3 protein-coding genes and 1 pseudogene are annotated in these 4,859 nt (G+C 30.8%); all 4 read right to left on the reverse strand.

The window, feature by feature from the left end; all coding sequences use genetic code 11:
• Positions 1-2,276 (reverse strand): PEP/pyruvate-binding domain-containing protein (locus ACVC2P_RS03800; RefSeq protein WP_452597161.1); only part of this gene is annotated, 2,276 nt, incomplete at its 3' end.
• A gap of 307 nt (positions 2,277-2,583) precedes the next feature.
• Positions 2,584-3,165 (reverse strand): tRNA isopentenyl-2-thiomethyl-A-37 hydroxylase MiaE, encoded by a 582-nt coding sequence (gene miaE, locus ACVC2P_RS03805; protein ID WP_452597162.1) that lies wholly within the window; start codon positions 3,163-3,165, stop codon positions 2,584-2,586.
• The gene (locus tag ACVC2P_RS03810; RefSeq protein ID WP_452597163.1) at positions 3,152-3,721 is read right to left on the reverse strand and encodes a hypothetical protein; all 570 of its coding nucleotides are present in this window, start codon (positions 3,719-3,721) and stop codon (positions 3,152-3,154) included. The genes miaE and ACVC2P_RS03810 overlap by 14 nt, the downstream gene beginning before the upstream one ends.
• Positions 3,722-3,795: 74 nt before the next feature.
• Positions 3,796-4,859, reverse strand: a pseudogene (locus ACVC2P_RS03815) (DNA polymerase III subunit gamma/tau); the annotation flags it as partial.

Below are 4,859 nucleotides of genomic sequence, written 5' to 3' on the forward strand. Positions count from 1 at the left end.
ATATTGAATAAAGTAAGATTTAAACCAGCGCCAGTAAACTCTTTTAAATCTTCCATATTAGTATCACTACGTAAAAATACGGGAACATTACCAATAGAGTTTCCAAAGGAAGATTTAAAATTTTGTTTTAAATCTTTAGTAAACTCCATAGATAAAGGCATTTCTATAATAGCTTTATGAAGTTTATTTAGAGCGTCTAATTGAAATTTTTCAACTTCATTATCGCTTTTTCCACTAGCTCTTAATTTTTTAGCAGTCGTAAAAGTAGCATTTAAATAGTCCCAATAACTTTTATTTTGATTGGGCATTTGTTGATTCATATGCGACCTAAAGATCCCGAAAGGAATAATTAACCCTTCTACAACTTGATCTGGAAATAATTGTTTTAACTCACCCAAGTTTGCTGCCTTTGGACCACATAATTTACCAGAATCTTTGGCGTTTACATTACGCATATTAATAACTTTAGAGACGTCTAATCTAATTTGATCTACTGGTACTTCAATTATATTTTTATTACGCTCTTTTTTACTAAACAACTCCTGTTCTTCTCTAGACATATCCTCTTGAGATTTTAAAATAATATTCCCTTTATTAGAAACAGCGTAAAAAACATGAGTACCATCATATTGTTTTAAAGCTTTTAAATTGTCGTAAGATAAAGCTGCGTTGGGAATACCTAAATTTCTTGCTAACAACTGCACGTGCGAGACCAAGTTGCCTTCAGATACAGTCATAATACCAGCTACTGGTTTCAGGTCGTGAGGCGGTTTTTCAAAAATATAAATATTATTTGTTTTTACTTCAACGGCATCAGGATCTCCATCAACAACCACAAGTTTACCAAATGCATATCCTGGGTTTAAACCGCGAAGAGAACTTTGGTTTTCAATAGACATTACTTTATTGTTAATATTCGATTTTTTTGCTACAAAAGCACCAAAATCACTAACGGTAATACCAAGGCTTAATGCTACACTACTTCTTATTCTATCATCTATAAAACTATAAGTAAGAGGCTCAAATTTTGTATAACGGTCTACTTCTTCTTGGTAGTGTGCTTTTACCATAGAGGCACTCCATTCCAAAACACTTCTGCCAGTAATTAGTAGGTTGTTTAACTCTTCAATAGTTAAACTATCCTTAGTTAATTTATCGTTTAACTGATTTTCTATTGCATTGTATTCCCATATTTCTATTAAACCAGTACCTAAGGCTGCACATGTTAAACTACTAATTTTATCTAAATTATCTGCAACAGTTGTGGTTTCCCAATTCTGAGCTTCTATAAGTAAAATATGCTCCAATTGATTTGATAAATCTAGAAGTGTTAAACGGTTTTTACTATTAGAATAAGTATTTATGTTAAGTCTAATTTCATATAATACATTTGCAATTTCGGTTATTAAACTGGGTTTAGGCAAATTATCTGCCTTAACAAAGTTCAGAATAGTATTTGTTGTAGAATTTGAAGTTGGCAAGTGCAATAAGTCCTTTTCTAAAGATTTAAAATTTATTGGTGCATAAAATTTACGCATAGTAGTTACCAAGTCGTCAAAATCTTTTTTTAATTCTGTGGGGATTTTATTGTTTTTAATAAAGTCTGTAACTAATTTAATATCTGTAATTTCTGGTTGCCCATGGATTTTTATACGAATATCCATGAAAGACTTTAAGTCTTCCGAAATTGTTTTACTCTGGCTTCTCATTAATTGAGCAATATTATCATCACCATTATGGGGGATGTCCTTTAATGCTTGACGAATTAAATAATAATGAGATTCTATAAGCTGGTCGTCTTTTAATAGGGATTCAAAAAAATCTTTTCCCCAAGCCTCTTCATCTTCACTTTGTAAAGCACCACGATAGTATTGAGCTTTACGTAATATCCAACCATCATCTATACTAGCTAAATATTTTCCTAATTGGTATTGTTTAAGCCTACTAAAGTTGGCGTTTTTATCTAAAAAATCAGAGGTTTTTGCGTCTGCCAAAATCTCGCCAAAAAATAAATGATTGGTTTTTCTCAATGCTAAAGCAGATTCTTTAAAGCTAGCATGCTGTATACCTCCACCAATACTATCTGGGCAAGGATCTTTTGGCTCGCGTTCTGTACCATCTTTACAAAACCATTTTATACGATGGTATGGACCTCGTGCATCTTGTTTATAAGCCTCTATAAGTTGTGTTACTTGTTTTGTAGATTTTTCTTGTGCAATAAACGCTTGAAGGTTAATAAAAAAAAGAATAAAGGTAAATAGACTTACTTTATGCATAGAATAGAATGTTAGTTAGTTTTTGCTTACATAGCAAAAGTAATTGGAACTTAATAAGAAAGTTAGCTCAATCACATTAAGTGTTTGCTTAAATGAAATAGGAACTTATTGTTAGTTTAATAGAATGCTTTTTAAGTTTTTTATTTTGGTAGAATTACTAAAAAAGAGACGTCTCTTTATACCAAAATCTGTTTCCTTAAAGGTAATGCATTTTTTATTTAAAAGAAACTTCACTCATTGTGTGTTTTGAGTGAAGTTCACTTCTTATATTTAATATAAGTGAAGTTTAAAAATAATTGAACCAATTTTATCCATGTATGGTTTCCGATTTACCCAAGTTTTTCATTATATCTGCTTCAAAAAGCAGTAAATCTTGCCATTTTTTATCGACCTCTTCACGGTCTCCATATTGTCTTGCAAACCCTAAAAACATAGTATAATGATTAGCTTCACTAATCATTAGTTTTCTGTAAAACTCTGCTAATTCTTTGTCTTCTAGTTCTTCTGAAAGTAAACGAAAACGTTCACAGCTACGAGCTTCAATTAAAGCGGCGTACAATAAACGATGCACTAATTGTGTTGTTCTACTTCCTCCTTTGGGAAAGAATTTTATAAGTTGAGAAACGTAATCATCTTTACGGTCTCTACCTAAAGCCCAACCATTTGCAATAATTTTATCATGAACCATTTTAAAGTGACTTATTTCTTCTTTAACAAGAGCAATCATTTCTTGAACCAAATCTGTGTATTCAGGAAAGCTTACAATTAAAGAAATAGCAGTACTCGCTGCTTTTTGTTCACAAAACGCATGATCGGTAAGTATTTCTTCTATATTTTTTTCTACAATATTTACCCAACGTGGGTCTGTTGGTAATTTAAGTCCAAGCATGATTTGTTTGTTTTATTTTAAAATGTCCTTTTTCATCAATAATTATATAGTAAGAAGGGCAATTTATGGTTTTATCAGGAATACAGTTAGAAATGGCTAAATGTATAGTATTGGTTTCTAAAGACTTTTCTTCGTTTATAGCTAAGCCTTTAGTTATAGAACTGTTTAACTTGGAAATATTTGGAATGTATTGTTTTAAAAAAGAATCGTCTATAGTTTCATTAAAAACTAGCTTTTCATCTTTAAAAATTGAGACTTCAGAGATAAACTCTCTATATTGTATATTGTGAGTTATCGATTCTTTTTTTAATTGTTTAGTAATAGAATTAGTCATATCGCTAAACGTTTTTATTTTTACTTTATATCCATTACTTAAAATGGTATCCGTAACAACTTCTGTATAGTGTTTAGGAATGAACTCTGTGTGCTTTGAAAAAGACTCTAATAGATTGTGTTGCTTTAAAACTTCTGCATTACTAAGCTTTGCACGGTCTCTGCCATCACAACTAATACATACAATAGCAATTAAAAGTAATAAGGGTAATAATTTGCGCATGATAATAGAATTAAGTGTTAAATTTAATAATTTAGAAGGTATGGTATTTATATTTTAACACTAAGTTACAGGTGTTAAATATCTAAATCAAAAAGACCACGTAATAATTCAATATTAGGGTTAATCTCTTTTAGTTTTTCATACTTTTCTTCCGCAGTATAAGCAAAACGTTTTTGTACGGCTTCATTAACAGTAATATTTAAGCTTATATCGTAATTTTTTAGAGACTTACGTAAATACTGCATTAAATCGAATTGTTGCCTTTCTACTTCAACTTTATTTGTAGAGTTTGGAAACTCTAAATATATGGTAGTACCTTTTAGTTTTGGTGTATCTATGCCTAAAATTGAAGCTAAGTTCATTTTGCCATCTGCTCTTAACTTATTTATAAACGTATGCCATATAGGCATTAAATCGTCTACATCAAAAGGTTCTCGTGGCAAGCTGGCCTCGTCTACAATAGTATCTTTCTTTTTAGAAACATGTTCCTTTTTTGCACGAATGCTACTTAAAGACAACCCAGAACTAGCACGTTTATTTCTATCTAAAACAATTTTTGGTGGTGTATTACTTGCAATAGCAGTTTTTATAGCCGGTTTTGGTATAGATGATACCGTTTTACTACCAATTTCTGTTGTTGTATTTGTTTGAGAAGTAACAGCAGGTTTAGAAACAGGAATAGGTTTTATCCCTAACTTTTTAAAGTAAGATGGTGGAATTATGTAACGTTTGCTATTTTTTTTTTCTCCATCGAAAGTGATAGAGGCAAGTTGCATTAAACAAAGTTCAACGAGTAGGCGTTGATTTTTGCTCGTTTTATACTTTAAGTCGCAATCGTTAGCTAATTCTATTCCTTTTAATAAAAAGGTTTGTGATGCTTTTTTAGATTGTTCTAAATACTTTTCCTTGGTTTGTTCTCCAACTTCTAATAAAGGAATAGTAGAAGGGTTTTTACAAACCAATAAATCTCTAAAGTGAGACGCTAAACCAGCAATATAATGGTGGCCGTCAAACCCTTTAGATAAAGTCTCATTAAACTGTATTAATAAATCTGGTATTTTATTATCTAAAATTAAGTCGGTACTTGTAAAATACGTTTCGTAATCTAAAACATTTAAGTTTTCGGTTACCGCTTGTC

It is taken from the genome of Pontimicrobium sp. MEBiC01747, assembly GCF_053601635.1.